19 protein-coding genes are annotated in these 14,702 nt (G+C 64.9%); 12 read left to right on the forward strand and 7 right to left on the reverse strand.

Annotated features, from left to right (window positions below; all coding sequences use genetic code 11):
* Positions 1–59 precede the first annotated feature (59 nt).
* Both ACIG5A_RS17075 and ACIG5A_RS17080 read left to right on the forward strand, forming a co-directional pair.
* On the forward strand, positions 60–1,238 hold the full coding sequence (locus ACIG5A_RS17075; RefSeq protein ID WP_397241154.1) for a sensor histidine kinase: 1,179 nt from the start codon (positions 60–62) through the stop codon (positions 1,236–1,238).
* On the forward strand, positions 1,235–1,900 hold the full coding sequence (locus ACIG5A_RS17080) for a response regulator (RefSeq protein ID WP_397241155.1): 666 nt from the start codon (positions 1,235–1,237) through the stop codon (positions 1,898–1,900). Before ACIG5A_RS17075 ends, ACIG5A_RS17080 begins: the two co-directional genes overlap by 4 nt.
* 544 nt (positions 1,901–2,444) lie before the next feature.
* On the opposite strand, the gene ACIG5A_RS17085 is transcribed toward ACIG5A_RS17080, so the two are convergent.
* Entirely contained in the window at positions 2,445–3,455 is a 1,011-nt protein-coding gene (locus ACIG5A_RS17085) for a helix-turn-helix transcriptional regulator (RefSeq protein ID WP_397241156.1), read from the reverse strand.
* Between the two features lie 116 nt (positions 3,456–3,571).
* Between ACIG5A_RS17085 and ACIG5A_RS17090 the strand changes: the two genes are divergently transcribed.
* From ACIG5A_RS17090 to ACIG5A_RS17105, 4 genes are all read left to right on the forward strand, one after another.
* Positions 3,572–3,919, forward strand: a complete 348-nt coding sequence (locus ACIG5A_RS17090; protein WP_397241157.1) for a TfoX/Sxy family protein — start codon at positions 3,572–3,574, stop codon at positions 3,917–3,919.
* Positions 3,920–3,955: 36 nt separating this feature from the next.
* The gene (locus ACIG5A_RS17095) at positions 3,956–4,390 is read left to right on the forward strand and encodes a VOC family protein (protein ID WP_397241158.1); all 435 of its coding nucleotides are present in this window, start codon (positions 3,956–3,958) and stop codon (positions 4,388–4,390) included.
* 71 nt (positions 4,391–4,461) lie between these two features.
* The gene (locus tag ACIG5A_RS17100; protein WP_397241159.1) at positions 4,462–4,809 is read left to right on the forward strand and encodes a TfoX/Sxy family protein; all 348 of its coding nucleotides are present in this window, start codon (positions 4,462–4,464) and stop codon (positions 4,807–4,809) included.
* A gap of 37 nt (positions 4,810–4,846) precedes the next feature.
* Positions 4,847–5,257, forward strand: a complete 411-nt coding sequence (locus ACIG5A_RS17105; RefSeq protein ID WP_397241160.1) for a VOC family protein — start codon at positions 4,847–4,849, stop codon at positions 5,255–5,257.
* A gap of 38 nt (positions 5,258–5,295) precedes the next feature.
* Here ACIG5A_RS17105 and ACIG5A_RS17110 read toward each other — a convergent pair whose 3' ends face one another.
* From ACIG5A_RS17110 to ACIG5A_RS17120, 3 genes are all read right to left on the reverse strand, one after another.
* Positions 5,296–5,697 carry a VOC family protein gene (locus ACIG5A_RS17110; protein ID WP_397241161.1) on the reverse strand — a complete coding sequence of 134 codons (402 nt, stop codon included), beginning with the start codon at positions 5,695–5,697 and terminating at the stop codon, positions 5,296–5,298.
* Between the two features lie 35 nt (positions 5,698–5,732).
* Positions 5,733–6,107, reverse strand: a complete 375-nt coding sequence (locus tag ACIG5A_RS17115) for a VOC family protein (protein ID WP_397241162.1) — start codon at positions 6,105–6,107, stop codon at positions 5,733–5,735.
* A 196-nt stretch (positions 6,108–6,303) separates the two neighbouring features.
* Complete coding sequence (locus ACIG5A_RS17120; RefSeq protein WP_397241163.1) at positions 6,304–6,915, reverse strand: TetR/AcrR family transcriptional regulator; 612 nt, start codon at positions 6,913–6,915, stop codon at positions 6,304–6,306.
* Positions 6,916–7,081: 166 nt separating this feature from the next.
* On the opposite strand from ACIG5A_RS17120, the gene ACIG5A_RS17125 reads away from it, so the two are divergent.
* From ACIG5A_RS17125 to ACIG5A_RS17140, 4 genes are read left to right on the forward strand one after another with little or no spacing between them, the layout of a single operon-like run.
* Positions 7,082–7,486, forward strand: a complete 405-nt coding sequence (locus tag ACIG5A_RS17125) for a nuclear transport factor 2 family protein (RefSeq protein WP_397241164.1) — start codon at positions 7,082–7,084, stop codon at positions 7,484–7,486.
* Between the two features lie 37 nt (positions 7,487–7,523).
* Positions 7,524–7,925, forward strand: coding sequence for a VOC family protein (locus ACIG5A_RS17130; protein WP_397241165.1), 402 nt, complete (start codon positions 7,524–7,526; stop codon positions 7,923–7,925).
* A gap of 11 nt (positions 7,926–7,936) precedes the next feature.
* Complete coding sequence (locus ACIG5A_RS17135; RefSeq protein WP_397241166.1) at positions 7,937–8,353, forward strand: VOC family protein; 417 nt, start codon at positions 7,937–7,939, stop codon at positions 8,351–8,353.
* Between the two features lie 13 nt (positions 8,354–8,366).
* Positions 8,367–8,753, forward strand: coding sequence for a VOC family protein (locus ACIG5A_RS17140; RefSeq protein ID WP_397241167.1), 387 nt, complete (start codon positions 8,367–8,369; stop codon positions 8,751–8,753).
* 418 nt (positions 8,754–9,171) lie between these two features.
* Here the strand turns inward: ACIG5A_RS17140 and ACIG5A_RS17145 are convergent, their stop codons facing one another.
* Entirely contained in the window at positions 9,172–10,092 is a 921-nt protein-coding gene (locus ACIG5A_RS17145; protein WP_397241168.1) for a LysR family transcriptional regulator, read from the reverse strand.
* Positions 10,093–10,186: 94 nt separating this feature from the next.
* On the opposite strand from ACIG5A_RS17145, the gene ACIG5A_RS17150 reads away from it, so the two are divergent.
* Both ACIG5A_RS17150 and ACIG5A_RS17155 read left to right on the forward strand, forming a co-directional pair.
* Positions 10,187–11,374 carry an NAD(P)/FAD-dependent oxidoreductase gene (locus ACIG5A_RS17150; protein ID WP_397241169.1) on the forward strand — a complete coding sequence of 396 codons (1,188 nt, stop codon included), beginning with the start codon at positions 10,187–10,189 and terminating at the stop codon, positions 11,372–11,374.
* Between the two features lie 15 nt (positions 11,375–11,389).
* Positions 11,390–12,310 carry an RNA polymerase sigma-70 factor gene (locus ACIG5A_RS17155; protein ID WP_397241170.1) on the forward strand — a complete coding sequence of 307 codons (921 nt, stop codon included), beginning with the start codon at positions 11,390–11,392 and terminating at the stop codon, positions 12,308–12,310.
* Positions 12,311–12,725: 415 nt separating this feature from the next.
* On the opposite strand, the gene ACIG5A_RS17160 is transcribed toward ACIG5A_RS17155, so the two are convergent.
* Positions 12,726–12,980 carry a hypothetical protein gene (locus ACIG5A_RS17160; protein WP_397241171.1) on the reverse strand — a complete coding sequence of 85 codons (255 nt, stop codon included), beginning with the start codon at positions 12,978–12,980 and terminating at the stop codon, positions 12,726–12,728.
* 331 nt (positions 12,981–13,311) lie between these two features.
* Positions 13,312–14,700 carry a cytochrome P450 gene (locus ACIG5A_RS17165; protein ID WP_397241830.1) on the reverse strand — a complete coding sequence of 463 codons (1,389 nt, stop codon included), beginning with the start codon at positions 14,698–14,700 and terminating at the stop codon, positions 13,312–13,314.
* Between the last annotated feature and the right edge of the window lie 2 nt (positions 14,701–14,702).

Genomic DNA, 14,702 nt, shown 5'->3' on the forward strand with positions numbered 1-14,702 from the left:
CTCACCGCGCTGACATCGCATCTTCTGATGCGGCACCGCCGCCTCTTGCAGGAGGACGTATGAAAGAAACCCCGATTGATCGGCGCGGCTGGATCATCTCGGGTCTGGCAGGCTCGGCAGTACTGCTGGTGGCCATCGCGGAGGCGCTGATCGGTATTCACGCCCATTCGTTCTTCGTCCGTGGTGCGCTCATCCCCGTGGTGATCCTCACCGCGGTGGCGGTCGGGGTGTGCCGACGATGGCCGGAGGCGGCGCTTGCCCTGGCCTGGTTGCTGTTCGTGTATCAGAGCTTCGAGAGTGTGCCGATGCTCTTGACACAGGTGACACTGGCGGGAGTGGTGTTCGGTGCGGCGCGCTGGGGTGGCAGATCGGCCACGGTGTTCGCGGCGGTGTTCGTTCCGATGGCAGGTCTGCTGGCAGCGGAGGCGGACCGGGCCGGAGTACTGGCCGCCGAACGCTCACGCCTGTACAGCGCTGTTCCGGTCATGGCGGTGTTCGCCGTGTGCTGGGGCGCGGGGCTGGCGTTGCGGCGGTTGGGCGACCGTGCCGACCGCGCGGTGGCGGCCCAGTCCGCGGCCGAAGAGGACGCCACCCTCGCGCACCGCGAGACGCGGGAAGCGCGGCAGATCGCGCGGTTGCGCGAAGAACAGGCTCAGCTCGCCCGTGATGTGCACGATGTGGTCGGTCACTCGCTGGCGGTGATCCTGGCGCAGGCCGAGTCCGCGCAGTTCATCACCGAACCCGCACCGCTGCGGGATTCCATGGCCGATATCGCGACCTTGGCACGATCGTCGCTGCGCGATGTCCGTCGAGTTCTCACCGCGGCGCCCGCGCAGCCCGAACCTCCCGGCGAATTGCACACCTTGATCGACGGTGTACGCGGCAGCGGACACGAGATCACCCTCAGCGAAACCGGAACTACCCGGACCCTGGCACCCGAACTGGCCACCGTCGCCTACCGCGTACTACAGGAGATGCTCACCAACGCGATCCGGCACGGCACCGGACCCACCACGGTGGAGGTGGATTGGGCCGACGAACTCCGAATCCGGACCCGCAACCCCGTCGGCGACGCGATCGCCGCAGAACCGGGCGGGCACGGACTCGAAGGTATGCGACAACGACTGGAAGCAATCGCGGGAGACCTCGAGGTACACCGCCAGCCAGCCGAGTCCGCCGCAGGCACCGCCACCTTCATCGCCACGGCTCGAATGCCCATCCGCAGGTACACGCTATGAGCGACAACGAGATTCGAGTGCTCCTGGTCGACGATCAAGAACTGTTCCGTGCCGGTATCGCGGTGATCATCGACGCACACCCGGACATGCGGGTCGTCGGTCACGCCACCGACGGGTTCGACGCGCTCAACCGCGTCGACGAACTCGAACCCGATGTCGTACTGATGGATATCCGCATGCCGGAGATGGACGGGGTGGAGGCGACCCGCCAGCTGTTCTCCCCCGAACGCGTGAACCGCCGGCGGCGGCCGCTGCGCGTATTGGTCCTGACCACATTCGATCTCGATGACCGCGCCGCGACCGCGATCCGCCACGGAGCCAGCGGATTCCTGCTCAAGGACGCCACACCGGCCATGCTGTGCGACGCGATCCGGACCGTACACACCGGTAATGCCGTGCTGGCCCCACGCGATCTCACCGCCCTGCTCGATAGCCAATTCCGTTCGCGCACAGCCATTCCGGAGTCCTACACCCTCCTGACAGACAAAGAGCAGGAGGTATTCGCGGCCATCGCGAAAGGACATTCGAACCTCGAGATCGCCCAGCGCATCTTCGCCAGCGAGTCCACCGTCAAGACCCACGTCGGAGCCATCTTGCGAAAACTGGGTCTTCGCGACCGAGTACAGGTCGTGGTCTTCGCCCACGACCACGGCCTGATGTGACACACCGCAACCCGCGCGAATGATGATCTCGACTGTGCCCTCGGCGGGGCTCCATATAGATGGGAACAGTACCGACCAGCATCTTCTTGTTGGTCGGCTGGTCATAGAAGCCGATTTCGCCCTGAACGGCGGCAGGCGCTAAGGGCATCGGCGTTGGTCTCGGAGCGGACGTGGTCGGTGCCCAGGGGGTGGCCGATCTGCTCACCGACTGCGCGGAGCTACCGCTGGTGCGGCGCATCACGCCGGACATCGTGGTGGACGAGAACCTTCCCGTGAACATTCGCGCTCTCGGAGTCCCGGTGTGGCCAGGTGTCTGGTACCGACCGGTGAACCTCGAGCGCGGACCTAACCTGACTCGGCGACCACCTTGGTGAGACCTGCCGCGAAGCCATTTCGTTGGGGCCGACGCGTGCTTCGGCGGCAGGTCGCGAATAACCGCTCATGCCGCTGACCGCGCTGGTTGAACCCGGTCGGCGCACCGCGTTGGAAGATCAACTGGGAGTGGCGATCCGAGACCTGACCGAACAACTGCCAATCTTATGATTCAGGTTTGGATGTCGCGTTGATGTTCCTGGCCGGTGAGCTGTTCGGCGATGTCGAGTAGGAAGGTGCCGAGTTGGTCGAGATGCGGTGCGAGATCGGGGTTTCCGGTGATGTCGGTGGCCTCGGGGGCGAGGCCGAGCAGTTGCGACGCGATATCGCGGGGATAGTCCGAGGACAGGTCGAGGCGGCTGGTGTGGTCGTCGACCCGGTGGACGCGGCCGGGTAGCGCATAGGCGCGGGGCGCCGCGGTTTCGGCGTCCAGGGGGACGGTGAGGTGCAGGTGGTGACGGGCGGGAGCCACGGCTAGGCGGGCGGCGACATATGCGGCCGGATCTGTGGCCGGTAGCTCGCGTGGGGTAGCGCGGTGGCCCGTGCCCGCGGGTTCGGTGAGGCGATCTGCGCGGTAGATGCGCCAGTCGGCGTGGCGGGTGTCGTAACCGAGCAGGTACCAGTTGCTGGCCTCGAACACCAGGGCATGGGGTTCGGTGCGGCGGGCGGCGGTCGCTCCGCCGCGGGTGCGGTAGTCGAAGGTGATGATCTCGTGGTCGCGGCAGGCGACGGCGAGGGTGGCCAGGACGGCGGGATCGACCCGTGATCCGGGTGGGGCCCACGGCAGCGATCCCATCGGATGTGCGGCGGTGTCGAAGGCGGTGACCCGGTGCCGCAACCGTTTCGGCAGTACCTGTTCGAGTTTGGCCAGGGCTCGCAGTGCGGTGTCGGCCAGGCCGGTGATCTCGTTCGCGGCGGTGCGCAAGGCGATGGCGATGGCGACGGCCTCGTCGTCGTCGAGCAGCAGCGGTGGCATATCGGTTCCGGCGGCGAGCCGGTAGCCCCCGGCGGTCCCGGTGGTGGCTTCGACGGGGTAGCCCATCTCACGCAGGCGTTCGATGTCGCGGCGCACGGTGCGTAGGGTGACTCCGAGGCGTTCGGCCAGCTCTCCGCCACCCCACGAGCGCCGGGTTTGCAGCAGTGACAGCAGTCGCAGCATGCGTGCGGGCAGGTCGTAGGCCATTTTCACAGGGTGCCAGACATTGGTGACAAATACTGTCCTAAAGGGCTTCTACCGTCGATTTCGGTTTTCGTTCCATCGGTGACCATGTTCGATCGGCAACAGAAAGCGAGGGCGTCATGGCATACGACGAGGTACTGGCCGACCGCATTTCCGAGCGGCTGGCTGGGCGCGGGGTGACCGCGAAGAAGATGTTCGCGGGCCTGACCTTCCTGTGGCAGGACAACGCGCTGGTCAACCTGTACGACGAGGGCCTGATGGTGCGCGTCGGACCCGACGGAATGGACGACGCGCTGGGACGTGCGGGTGCGAAACCGTTCGTGTCACATGGCAAGCCGGTCAAGGGGTGGGTGCTGGTCGACGAGGAGTCTCTCGACGACGACGCCCTCGATGACTGGCTCGACCGCGCCTGGGAGTTCGTCGTCGAACTGCCGCCGAAGAAACGCAGGACCACGGCGAAGAAATAGCGTGCGGCACAAGTCGATTCACGACAGGAGATCTTCATGATCACCGGAATCAACACCGCCATCGCCTGGGTACTCGACCAGGACGCGGCCAAGAAGTTCTTCACCGAAACCCTCGACCTGGAAGTCCGCGCCGATGTCGAGATGGGTCCCGGCGCGCGCTGGCTGGCCGTGGGCGTGCCCGGTCGGCCCGATGTGCAGGTGGCCCTGCTGGTGCCGGGCCCGCCCGCGCTGGACCCCGAATCCGGCGAGCGACTCAAAGCGCTTCTCGCCGAAGGAGCCCTTGTCTCCAAGGGAATCCTGACCGCATGCACCTTCACCGTCGACGACTGCGCCGCCGTCCACGCGGACCTCGCCGCCCGCGGCGTGACCTTCTTCCGCGAACCGGAGCCATTCCCCTGGGGCGTGTCGGCTTCTTTCACCGACGGGACCGGCAGCTGTTACGAGCTGTTGGAACCCTCCCGCACATGGTGACAACTTCTGTCCTAAAGGGCTTCTACCGTTGGTTTCGGTTCGTTAGATCGGCAACAGAAAGCGAGGACGCCATGGCATACAACGAAGTACTCGCCGACCGCATCACCACGCGGCTGGCTCCGCGCGGGGTGACCGCGAAGAAGATGTTCGCGGGCCTGACCTTCCTGTGGCAGGACAACGCACTGCTCAACCTCTACGACGAGGGCCTGATGGTACGTGTCGGGCCCGACGGAATGGACCGAGCCCTTGCCCGCCGCGGCGCGAAACCACTCCCGTCGCGGGGCAAACCGGCCAACGGCTGGGTCCTGGTCGCAGAGAAATCCCTCCACGGCGACGCCCTGGACTACTGGCTGGACTCGGCGTGGGCGTTCGTCGCCGAACTGCCGCCGAAGAAGCGGAAGACCACAGCGAAGAAATAGCGTGCCGCACAATCCCATTCACGACAGGAGACACATCATGATCACCGGAATCAACACCGCCATCGCCTGGGTGCTCGACCAGGACGCGGCCAAGAAATTCTTCACCGAAACCCTCGACCTCGAGGTACGCGCCGATATCGAGATGGGCCCCGGCGCGCGCTGGCTGGCCCTCGGCGCATCCGGCCAGCCCGACGTGCAGCTCGCCATGCTGATCCCGGGCCCGCCTGCCCTGGATCCCGAATCCGGCGAGCAGCTCAAAGCCCTACTGGCTAAGGGCGTTCTGACCGCCTGCACCTTCACCGTCGCGGACGTCGCCGCCGTCTACACCGAACTCTCCGGTCGCGGCGTCACCTTCCTGCGCACCCCCGAGCCCCTGCCCTGGGGCGTGTCCGCCATCTTCACCGACGGCACCGGCAGCACCTACGAAATCCTGCAACCCACCCACTGACCCCCGAGTGCCAGCACCGCGCACTGACCGATGGCCGGTCAGTGCGCGTGCTGCGTGTCGAGGTTGAGACAGATCGGGGTGCCCTCGGGGTCCAGCACGATGGTCCATGGCTGGTGTCCGGCCCAATCGGGGTCGGCCCCGGGTTGGAAGTCGGGGACGGTGGCTCCGAGTTCGACCGCGCGGGCGGTCGCGGCGGCGAGATCGTCTACGCGGAGGTCGAGGTGGACGCGTTTCGGATGTTCGGGATCGTCGGGCCAGGGTGCGGGGGTGTGCCCGGCGACACCGCCGAAACACAAGGTGGTGTGCCCGTCGCCCACCAATGCGTAGTCGGTGTCGCTGTGCTGGATCTGCCACCCGAGGAGCCGACTGTAGAAGTCGGCCAGGGTCGGTGGATGGGCGGCGTCGATGGTGACGCAGATCAGGCCGATGGACACGGTCATCGAGATTCCTTCCGGTCGTGGTTGTTCGGTGTCATTCAGGGGCGTTCGAGTAGCCCGAGGGTGTTTCCGCTGGGGTCGGTGAAGAATGCGTACGCGCCGCCGGAGGTCAAGGGGGTCCTGTGCTGGAAGGTCTTCCCGCTGGTCCGCGTCACTTCCCGCAGCGTCTCGTCGATGTCGCGGGTCTGCGATTCTTCCTTCAGCCGCAGACCGAACATCTGCTCGTAGAAGCGCCGGGTGCCCGGTACATCGGGAGTCGAGATGGCCACCAGGGTCACAGGATTCGGCTTTCCGGAGAACGAGATCGGTGCCGCGGGCTGACCGGTCGCCAGGGTGAGCCCGATGGTGTTGCCCGCCGGGTCGGCGAACATCGCGAACGACCTGCCGGTCGCGATCGACGTTTCGGGTTGCACGACCTTGCCGCCCAGCGATTGCGCATGGTGCAGCGCCGCGGGAATATCGGGGCGGACATGGCGTCGGTCGAGCCCGCTGTCCGTTGCTGGTGACCGAACGGCCGGACAAGCAATGTCGCGGCCACGAGCGCTGCCGCGAGCACGGCCGCCACAACCAGGCGGCGTGCGGTCCTGTTGATTGCCAATCGTTTGCGGTTCACTGTGTCCTCCTCTCCGTGTCTCGATCGTCCGACTGCAGTAGGGGATTGGGGGTGAGGATGCGGCGCAGGATGTCCTCGATCTCGGCGCGGGTGGTCGGCTGCGATCTGGCCGTCGCGCGCAGGCTCAACCCGCTGATCGCGGCGGCCGCCGCGGTGGCGGTGACCGGATCGGTATAGCGCGCGATGGTGTCGTGGCTCAGCGCGATGTAGCGATCGGCCAGCGGGCGCAATCGCGGGCGGCGTAGCGCGGCCAGATACAGCTCGGACTCCAGCACCTGCTGGTCGTGCCCGCCGTCCAGACTCGCGTGCAAGGCATCGGTGAGCGCCATGATCAGCTGGTCGATCGTGAGGTCTGGGTGTCGCGCGGTCCAGTCGTCGAGGTAGTCGGCGAACCGCTCGACCGACCGCCGCAGCGCCGTGAAGATCAAGTCATCTTTCGTGGCGAAGTGATATGTGGTGGCGCCCAGCGGGATACTCGCCTCCTCGGCGACCGCACGGTGGGTCAGCCCCTCGACGCCGTGAACTGCGATCACTCGCTCGGTGGCCGAGGTGATCTCCTCGATCCTGGCCTCGGGATCGCGACGGCGTCGAGCCGGTTTCTCCGTCATCACACTCTCCGGGTGTTTCGTCGGTCGTTCATGGGCGCGGATCTGGATTGCTAGAAATTCGCTTGCCGTCTGCGAGGTGAATTAGTACAGTACTAATGTACAACAAGATGGCCTGGATGGACCGTTGCTCCATCCATCGGTCGCCACTACTCCGAAGGGAGTTGTCATGACCACCGACATGCATGCCGTGGCCGAAGAATGGGCCGAGAGGTACGCGCGAGCATGGCGCGCCGGTGATATGGACGCGATGGCCCAGCTGTACTCCGAAGACTGCGTGCACTACGTACCGTTCCAAGGAATCAAACGGGGCCGCAAGGCAATTCGGCAGATGCTCGCCCGGTACGAGGACAGCGAGTACCCGGAAGTGCGCCTGGAGATCGTCCTCGTCGAGGGTGACCGCGCCTACGCCGAATACTGGGTCACCTGCGTGCACCCCGAACGCGGCAAGGCCACCATCGCCGGATGCAACGTCGTGCGCTTCGACGCCGACGGACGCACCGACCGCGTACGCGATCTCATCGCGATCACGCCGGGCCATTTCCCCCTCGACGGCCCCTGGACTCAGAGCTGAACTACCCCAACCACTTTCCCAACGAACGGAGAGCGCCATGCCGAACTACTCGATCGGACTCGTCGACTTCAACTACGGTCCCGGCGCGGTCGACAAGGCCCGCGACTTCTACCGGCAAGCCTTCGGCTGGGAGCCGATCTTCGAAGACGACAACCACTACCACGTGCTGCGCTCGGCCAACGGCACCTGCCTGGGCCTGCAGCAGATCGCCGAAGGCACCAACTACCTGGCGGGCGGTGCGGAGTTCTACGAGATCGGCAAACCGATGGTCCTCATCGACACCGACGACATCGACGACTCTCTGAAAAAGCTTGCCGCACTGGGCTGCACGATCAAGCTCGACAAGGACGAGATGCCCGGCATCGGCTGGTGGGCCATCCTCGACGACCCCTTCGGCGCCCGCTTCGCCCTCCGCCAGCTCACCATCCCCATCCCCTAAGGAGGAAATCGATGGCGTTCATTCCCTGCCTCGGCGTCGCCGACCCGGCGGCAAGCATGAGCTTCTACCGATCGCTGGGCTTCGACATCGACTCCAGCCCCGCCTATCCCGGCCACGACCTGCATCTCCTGCTCTTCCGCGGCCAGTTCTGCGCCATGCTCTACCGCAGCAGCGAACTGCGGGAATACCAGCCGGTCCTGGCGGGCACCGCACCCGGCCTGCACGGCATGCTCTACCTCGCCGTCGACGACATCGACGCCATGTACGAGCACGTCGCCCGCCACACCCCGATCGTCAAACCGATGGCCACCGACGGCAGTGGACAACGCCTCTTCTACTTCCGCGACCCCGACGGCTACGTCATCGGCGTCAACGACAGTGCCGCCCTCGCCGCCAGCTCGATGGCCAAATACGCCCGCACCCCGTGAAAGGAAAAATGTCATGACCAAGTCACACCCGTTCAACCTCGTCGACATCACCGTCCCGAAGGACGGCCACGAGGCCGCTCAACGCTTCTACACGCAGACATTCGGCTGGAAAGTCGATGTCGACCTACCCGGCTACCCCATCTTCGGCACCGGCGACGGCGGCAGCCAAGTCGGCCTCATGTGGGAAGGCAACCCGCAATCCGGCGACATGGCCAAATTCTGGAAGACCGGCACGCCTGTCCCGTTCATCGGCACCGACGACATCGACGCAACGCTCGCCGAGGTCGAGAAGAACGGCGGCGAGGTCGCACACCCGGTCAAACTCGCCGGCGCGGTCAAGGTCGCCACCATCGAAGACCCTTGGGGCAACGTCCTTTTCCTGTGGCAACCCCAATACTGACTCGACGACCGCAGCATGTGCGCTTCCTGCACGCAGAGAAGCGCACTGCTGCTGCTCGGCGGTTCGGACCGGTTTTCGAGCCTCCGAAAAGGTGCTCTGACCTGGAGTGCTAGCTGACAGCAACCCCCGTATGGTGCGAACCTGCGACACATGACCTGAGGTTTTGTCTTCCCGCTGATTCCCTTGCGATTCGGGGAACACGGCTGACCTGCGGAAATGAAGCTCCCCGACTGTGCCCTCGGTGGGGCACGATAAGGATGGAAACAGTGCCGACCAGCATCTTCTTGTTGGCAGGTTAGTCATCGAAGCTGATTTCGCCCTGAGCAGCAACAAGCGCTAGCAGGCCATCGGCTGTTCCAACGGAACGCAATAGGGGCGAGTGGCGACAGCCGCTCACCCTATGGACGTTGGTACGTCTTCATAGCTGGATTGGCCCGAACTCGGCGGCAGTGCGAGCCATCGCGCGGATGGCCGCATTGTCGGCGGTAGTGCGCCAGGTGAGTGCCCACTGTAGTTCCGGGGCGTCGGGCATCGGCAGGAAGACGATGCCGGGTGGGGTGTTGTAACGTGCCGCGATCTCGCCGAGCGGGTGAACGCACTGCCCGGACGCCACCAGGGAGACAATCTCGTGGAAGGTCCTGGCGAGCGGGCCGCGCGGGATGCGACGCCCCTGCGGCGTGCGAGTCGGCACCATCGACGACACCCAGTATTCGGGAGCGTCTTGACCGAAATCGGCAACACGGTAATCGGCGAGGTCTTCGAGGGAAGCGCTGCCGCGTTCGGCCAGCGGATGGCCGGTGGCCACAGCGAGTAGGCGGCGGCCGGTGAGCACGGTCGGGCCGACGGTGATGTCGGGCTCGAGCACGGGCAGCCACAGCACGTTGATGTCGTGCCTGCCGTCGCGCAGTGCGGTGAACGGGTCGACGCCGTTGATCTCACCAAAGGTGATGCCGCACCCCGGATATCGCGTGTGGAACGTGTCGATCAGCGGCCGAAGTTCGTGTCCCGCGTGCCCGAAAACGCCGATCCGCAGCGACTGGTCCGCGCTCAATCCGGCGGCTTCGGCACGGGCGAGCGCTGCTTGGAGCAAATCGTGGACCTGCTGGAGATCTTCGCGCAGTCGCCGCCCGACCGGAGTCAATCGCACGCTGCGACTCGTCCGTTCGAAAAGCGCGGTGCCGATGCGGCGTTCTTGTTTGCGGATGGCCTGACTCACCCGGGCTTGGGAAACGTGCAGCCGCTCCGCGGTATGGCCGAAGTGCAGCTCCTCGGCCAGGGTCAGGAAGATCTCGATATCGCGTAGCTCCACACATAACTCCAGTGTTATCAATCGGTGCACGAAGCTTACGTTGTTCGGTTGCCGCGTTCACGCGAAGGTTGCTGTGTCGCCGAGAGATCGCCCCGGTGGCAGATCGACACAAGGAGCCGTGAACATGAACGCCAAGCACGAAATCGTCGTCATCGGTGGGGGTTACGCCGGTGTGATGGCGGCCAACCGCCTGACCAAGAACACCGACGCACACATCACGATGATCAATCCGCGTCGAGTCTTCGTGCCCCGGTTGCGCATGCACCAGGTCGCCGGTGGAACCCACGAGGGCGTCGTCGAATACATCGACGTCCTCTCCGAGAAGGTCCGGCTGGTGATCGGCAGCGTGGCACGCATCGACGCCCCCGCGCGCACAGTGCTGCTCGACGACGGTGATTCGATCGTCTACGACTACCTGGTCTACGCGGTCGGCAGTGGCAATGCCGCACCCTCGGTACCGGGTGCCGCCGAATTCGCCCACCCTGTCGCGACTTTGGAGGCAGCGCAGCGGTTGCGGTCGCTGCTGTTGGACACGCCGACGTCGGCCCCGGTGACAGTGATCGGTGGCGGGCCGGCCGGAGTCGAGACCGCCGCCGAGCTGGCCGAGGAGGGGCGCGTGGTCACTCTCGTCTGCGGCGGCGCTCTGGTGCCCTACCTGCACCCCAAGGCGCGTCGGACCGCCCACAAATACCTGGCCAAGTTGGGCGTCACCGTCCTCGAAGGGGCTGATGCCGTCGTGACCGCAGTGCACGCGGAGGCCGTCGAACTGGCCGACGGTCGCATCCTGGACAGTGCGGTCACCGTCTGGTCGGCCGGCTTCAGCGTCCCCGACCTGGCTCTCCGGAGCGGACTCAGCACGGACGCGGCCGGTCGAATGCTCACTGACGAGACACTGACCAGCATTGATGACGAGCGCATCGTCGCCGCCGGGGATTCGTCGGCACCCTCTCAGCTGCCGTTCCGGATGAGCGCCTACAGCGCGTACAGCCTTGGCGCGCACGCCGCCGACACCCTGTTGCACCGGATTGCCGGCGAAGCGGCTACGCCGATCGACATGTCGTTCCCTGCGATGTGCCTGAGCTTCGGCCGCAACGCCGGGATCTACCAGATCGGGCGTAAGAACGAGACGGGAACCCGGATCTACGCCAGCGGATCGATCGGCCGCAAGCTCAAGGAATTCGCCTGCTCGGCAGGCATCACGCACATGCTGACCGAGGCGGCCAAGCCCGGCTCGCACCACTGGTTCAAGGACGGCAAGTACCGCCCCGCCATTCTGGCCGAACGCCAGAACGCCGCGGTTCCGGTCGCCTAGTACGGGACCAACTCCATGAGCGTGACATCCGAGCCTGGCAGGCCGCCCGCCAGCGCCCGCCAGGCGACCGAAGCGTTCCTCGCCCATCGCGGCCTGCTGTTCACCGTCGCATACGAAATGCTCGGAACCGCAGCCGATTCCGAGGATGTGCTGCAGGAGGCGTGGCTGCGCTGGCACACGGTCGACCTCGGCCAGGTCAACGACGTACGCGCCTACCTGGTGCGGACCGTCACTCGTCTCGCACTCGATCATTTGCGAACGAGCAAGCGCCGCGGGGAAACCTATGTCGGACCGTGGCTGCCCGAACCGCTGTTGACCGCGCCGGATGCCGCCCACGATCTCGAGCTCGCGGAAAGCCTGTCGATGGCGCTGATGTTCGTCCTCGACACACTCACGCCGACCGAGCGCGCGGTGTACGTCCTGCGTGAGGCGTTCGACCTCGGCTATGACGAGATCGCCGACGCGGTCGGCAGGCCCGCCGCGACGGTCCGTCAGATCGCACACCGCGCCCGTCGCCACATCGCTGTTCGCCGCCCACACCGGACGGTCTCGGCAGACACGGCCCGCACAGTGACGGAATCGGTGCGGCGCGCTCTCGAAACCGGCGACCCGCAGCTGCTGCTCGCCGTCCTCGCCCCCGATGTCGTCCTCATCAGCGACGGTGGCGGGGCCAAACGAGCCGCAGTCCGGCCGATCGCCGGCGCCGACAAGGTGGTTCGCTTCGTCACCGGCGGACTCGGCAAGAAGGCCGTGACGCCGACCTGCGAACCGGTGACCGTCAATGGAAACGCGGCGCTGGCAGTCTATTTCGACGGCGAGTTCGACGGCATCCTCGCCATCGGCGTCGACGGCGAGCTCATCACCGGTCTCTATTTTGTCCGGAATCCAGCCAAATTGACCCACACCCAATCCAGGAACCCACTCACCCTGCGGTGAACGATCTGACAAGATCGGCGTGACTCACAGCGGTGGTGATCGAAGGATCGTTGCACCGGGAACGGCGAGTGCCTCCAGATCGTGATCGAGCAGGATCGTGGTTTCCCTGGCCGTGAATGGAATTCGATCGATCTGACGACCGCTGGACGTTCCTCCCCGCTGCTTCGGACGATCACCGTCTCGTTCATCCATATCGGGTAGTCACTCGAGGCGGCACCCGTCACAAAGATCCATTGCGGCCGTGTCGGGAGGACATCCACGCGGTCGATGGTCATCAACACGTTGTCATTCTCCAAATCTGCCGCCCTTCTTCGCCGTGTCGTCGGCAATTGGGTCAGTCATCTTGGGGGCCAGTGAATCTGGTGCGGCTACACTGCTGTCGAGTGGGTAGTCATTGTCTACCTCGGCAGGGTGTTCACAGCCCAGTACGGTTCTCGAAAAGCATTGGTATCCCGATGTTTTCATGGATGCCGTCATCGGGACCAAGGCTGAGCGATCGTTCGAGCTGGGCCAGTGCTGTGCCTGCGACGACAAGTGCGTTCGTGCTCAGTATCGCACCGGCACGCATTGATATCGCTGTGCGTTGGGAGTCCTCTCGAGTGAGGTGCCAGTGAATGATGTCGAGACTGAGGCCTTTTGGCCTGCCGCTGGTGGATCCCCCGGTGGTCATGCCTCGATTGTCGTTGATGAGTGGTTGTCGAGCGCTGTAGGTGGTGGTCCTGTATCGGAACGGCGGTGACGGAAGACATCGCCCGCTATATAGAGTTGCGGTACAACCAGATCCGACTGCATTCGGCGCTCGGCTACCGGACACCGAATGAAGTAGAGTCCGAATGGCTCACAAGGAATCAGGCGGCCTGAAATAACCAAAAATCCACTGTCCGTGAACATTCCGGCCCATCAATACCCCCTATCCTTGAACTCGACAAACCGAGCCCCGCGACTACGAGATCGCGATCACCGCGCGCTTTCGATACCTCGGCGAGTTGTGTTCGTCGGGGTCACGTCCTGGGGTGGAGCTTGAGGCGGAATCCTTTGGGTTTGAGGGTGATCTGTTCGCGGACTTCGAGTGTGTAGCCGGGTTGGGGTTCGAAGGTGAATGTGTGGACGATGTGGGCGAGCGCGAGCAAAATCTCGTGGTAGGCGAATTGTCTTCCGATGCAGGCGCGTTCGCCGGTGCCGAAGGGTTTGTAGACGTAGGTGCCGAGTTTGCGCAGGTTCTCGGGCAGGAAGTGGTCGGGGTCGAATTCGTCGTGGTCGGGTCCCCATACCGGATCGCGGTGGGCTTGGAGGGTGAGCACGAATACCCAATCGCCTTTCTTGAAGGCGTATCGGCCATCGCCGATAGTGAGGTCGTGTTTGGCTTCCCGGAAGTAGCCGGGGGCGATGGGCCACAGCCGCAGGGTTTCGTCGACGACGCGGCGTAGGTAGCGCAGTTTGCTGACGTCGTTGTAGCCGATGTCGGCGTGGCCGCGTTCGGGCCAGCGTTCGTCGATTTCCGCACGTGCTTCAGCGGCGATGTCGGGGTGATTCGCCAGGAAGTACAGAGCGAAAGCCAGTGCACCGGCTGAGGTTTCGTGTCCAGCGACGAGAAAGGTAAGGATCTGGTGGCGGATGTTGATCTCGTCGAGTTTGTCGCCGGTGGCGGGATCGGTGCGGTTGAGCATCAGCCCAAGCAGGTCGCGGGTGCTGTCGGGGTCGTCGCGGCGGCGGGCGGCGATGACGTCGTCGACTAGGTTTTGTGCGAAGGCGATGTCGCGGCGATGCTGTTCGGCGCGGTGGCGGGGGAGGTTGTGCAGGAATGGTGGGAGGTTGGCGTTGCGGTTGATGTGGCGCAGTCCTCGGCTCATCGCGGTGACGAAGGGGTGTTCGTCGGTGCGGGTGAAGGAGTCGAAGCTGTAGCTGAAGCCGGCGCGGCCGATGACTTCGAGAGTGAATCTGTTGGTGCTGTCGGCGATGTCGATCCATTGGCCTTCGCGTGCCGACCAGTACTCGATCAGGTCGGAGACGGTGTCGGCCATGGTCTGGTGGTAGCTGCGCATCGCTTCTTGGGTGAACGCGGAGCTGAGGATGTTGTGTGCTTTGGACCAGTTCGGTTCGTGGTTGTAGGCGGTGAACAGGCCGTCGCGGGCGATGGGGCGCATCAACTTGAACAGGACCCCGACGTTCTTGGTCCAATGCTCCTCGTTGTTGATCTCGGTGATCAGCTCGGGGCCGGTGACGATGACGATGGGGTAGGTGACGATGAGGCGTTCGAAGATCGGCCCGTAGCGGCGGGCATCACGCATGGACGCCTGGGTCGGTTTCGCCGGGTTGATGGTGAGCACGTCGCCGAGGAACGGCAGCCGAAACGGAGGGTGGGGCAACTGCTCGACGGGGCGGTCCGACACGT

This window comes from Nocardia sp. NPDC052566 (genome assembly GCF_044547285.1).
In the GTDB taxonomy this organism is placed as follows: domain Bacteria; phylum Actinomycetota; class Actinomycetes; order Mycobacteriales; family Mycobacteriaceae; genus Nocardia.